At 65.6% G+C, this 2,430-nt stretch carries 4 protein-coding genes; 2 read left to right on the forward strand and 2 right to left on the reverse strand.

Going from position 1 to position 2,430, the window contains the following annotated elements:
* The coding region (locus AC1DYI_RS32795) for a type III secretion system chaperone family protein (RefSeq protein ID WP_477208294.1) at positions 1-220 on the forward strand (220 nt) is incomplete at its 5' end.
* A 62-nt stretch (positions 221-282) separates the two neighbouring features.
* Here AC1DYI_RS32795 and AC1DYI_RS32800 read toward each other — a convergent pair.
* Positions 283-960 carry a winged helix-turn-helix transcriptional regulator gene (locus AC1DYI_RS32800; RefSeq protein ID WP_477208295.1) on the reverse strand — a complete coding sequence of 226 codons (678 nt, stop codon included), beginning with the start codon at positions 958-960 and terminating at the stop codon, positions 283-285.
* Positions 961-1,123: 163 nt separating this feature from the next.
* The gene (locus AC1DYI_RS32805; RefSeq protein ID WP_477208296.1) at positions 1,124-1,846 is read right to left on the reverse strand and encodes a lytic transglycosylase domain-containing protein; all 723 of its coding nucleotides are present in this window, start codon (positions 1,844-1,846) and stop codon (positions 1,124-1,126) included.
* Between the two features lie 201 nt (positions 1,847-2,047).
* On the opposite strand from AC1DYI_RS32805, the gene AC1DYI_RS32810 reads away from it, so the two are divergent.
* The gene (locus AC1DYI_RS32810) at positions 2,048-2,245 is read left to right on the forward strand and encodes a hypothetical protein (protein ID WP_477208297.1); all 198 of its coding nucleotides are present in this window, start codon (positions 2,048-2,050) and stop codon (positions 2,243-2,245) included.
* The last annotated feature ends 185 nt before the right edge of the window (positions 2,246-2,430 follow it).

Here is a 2,430-nt window from a genome sequence, read left to right on the forward strand (position 1 = left end):
GGGCGAGGCTGCTGCAACGCTCGAGGCGGTGCTTCAGACCCAGCTGCTGCTGTGCGGGCCGGCGATGCCTGTGTTCGGCCTGGATGGCGAGACGCGATCGCTCGTGCTGCAGCATGTGTTCGAGGTCGACCGCGACACCGCCGAGCACGCGGTGACGATGCTGCGCACGATGCAGCGCATCGCCATGGACAGCCGGGCGATGTTGCCCTCGGCTGGCTGAAGCGACGCCGACCTGCGACGTTGACCTCGCCGCCGATGGGGCAACGGCTGAGCGGCTGAGCGTCAGAGGTGCAGGCGATAGCCCACACCGTACACCGTCTGGATCTTGGGCACTGTCTTGCGGCCCGGGCCCTCTTTGCCGAACTTGCGCCGCAGCTTGTAGACGTGTTGCTCGATCGTCCGCTTGCCGATGTCGCTCGAGCGGCCCCAGATCTCCGTCGACAGCGTCTTCATGCTGACCACCCGGCCGAGGTTTTCGAACAGTGCCCAGGCGAGGGCGAACTCGCGCGAGGTCAGGCTCACTTCACCATCTTGCAGCGACATGCTCTGCGTGGGCGCATGCAGCACATAGGGGCCCGCACGCAGCGAAGTGGCACTGGGGCGAGTCTGGCGCGAAGCGATTCGCCCGCGGATGCGGTGTACCAGCGAGTCGCCGCCTTCCCTGATCGCCGCGTAGTCGTCAGCGCCCATCTGCAGCGCGCGCGAGATGCTGACCGAATCGCCCAGGCCCACCACGATGACGGGCAGTGGATGAGTGGTCTGCATTCGCAGCGCGGCGAGGCAATCGGGCAACTGCTCGTGGTCATCTTGCAGCAGCACGGCGCCAGGCTCGCTGAGCCGCATGGACGACAGCAGCGCCTGCAGATGGGGGTAGGACGAGATCTCCAGGCCCGCGTCTCGCAACGCAGAGGCGGYGAAGATTTCGAGTGGGCGGGAGCGGCAGAGCAGAGCGATGTTCACGGACTTGGCCTCAGGAAAGCGGTTTCTTGCCACTATCCTGAATGTGCGCTTTCAAGTCCTTTACGKTTCATTTATTTTCCTTTGTGAGAACTGCGTTGCAGGCTCTTTAGGCCGCCCTCGCTTCAGCGTGGCGCGGCCGTCTGCTTATGCGATTGGCGCAGTTCTATCGAAGCTCACGACCTCGGCTCATCGCCATGATTTGCTGGACGTAGGCCTCCGTCTCGGGGTACGGCGGCACACGGTTGCCGTGCCGGCGCACAGCGCCTTCACCTGCGTTGTAGGCCGCCAGCATCAAGTCCACCCGGCCGCCGTACAGCTCGCGCAGGCTCTGCAGATGGCGCACGCCGACATCGACGTTGGTGCTCGGGTCGAGCAGTTCGCGCTCGGACTTGACGCCATAACGCGCCGCTGTGTCGGGCATCAACTGCATCAGGCCGAGCGCGCCTTTGGATGATCGGGCATCGGGCCGGTAGCGCGACTCGACAAAGATCAGCGCCCCAATCAGCGCCGCGTCCAGGCGGTAGCGGATGCTGGCGGCATTCACCAGGCCCGCCAACTCGAAGGGCATCGCGGTTCGCTGCGCGGCTGTGGTCGCGCCACCGGCGTCGATCACCGTCACCAGCGTGGCCAGTCGCTCGGCCAGCCCCGCGCCTGATGCTGTGTCGCTCATGGCTCGCGAAGCCGCCGGCAATTGCACGCGTTCGCAGGCGGTGGTCAGGCCTGGCTGCCGAACGCTCATGTCCTCGACGAACAGGTGCACGCTGCCGTCGATCAGCGTGCACTTGAAGCGCAGGACGCTCTCGGCCAGCGCGTGGCCTGGCGCGAAGACCGCGAACAAGACGCAGATGACATGGAAGGCGAACGCAGTCGCGATGCGTTGCCGCATGCCGTGAGCTCCAAGGTGAATCGGTGCCTGCGAATCTAGGCAACGAGCGCCATTGACTTCACGCCCGGCGCGAAGCCGGCAACGGCGAAGCGAACGCGGTCCCTGCTTCGCCTGCCAGCTGATTCCTTCGGCCGCTGCAGGCCCAGCGACACCTGTACTCCGTAAGGTCCGGCCTCATTGAGACCGACACCGGAGCCCACGATGACCACCCCGATTGCTTCGTCCACGTCGCCTGCGGCCACGAGCACCGCGGCCGTCAACCCCGCCGCCGAGCAGCAGTTCGAGATGCTGATGGGCCAGAACATGATGATGCGCATGCAGGCGAGCCAGCAGGCGATGAGCAAGTCGATGACCAAGGTGACCGACGCGATCAAGCAGTCGGTCAAGGACGAGGAGTAAGGGTCGTCGCTGTGTCTGTTGTCTCGTTCCCTCGTTTGCTTGGCGTGCTGGTCGTGGCTGCCRTCTGCTGTGGCGCAGCGCATGCCGCGGAGACTTCCATCGACGCGACGCTGCCACGCCCTGCCGTCTCGGCCAAGCCCTCATCCAAGTCCGGTGCGCAGTGGCGCGTGGCGCGCTTCGTCTAC

The organism is Ideonella sp. P3_A4 (assembly GCF_056403075.1).

What these genes read in the sequence shown, in the direction of transcription:
- AC1DYI_RS32805 (WP_477208296.1), bottom strand. Translation starts at nt 1,846, where the DNA reads ATGCGGCAACGCATCGCGACTGCGTTCGCCTTCCATGTCATCTGCGTC.
- AC1DYI_RS32810 (WP_477208297.1), top strand. Translation starts at nt 2,048, where the DNA reads ATGACCACCCCGATTGCTTCGTCCACGTCGCCTGCGGCCACGAGCACC.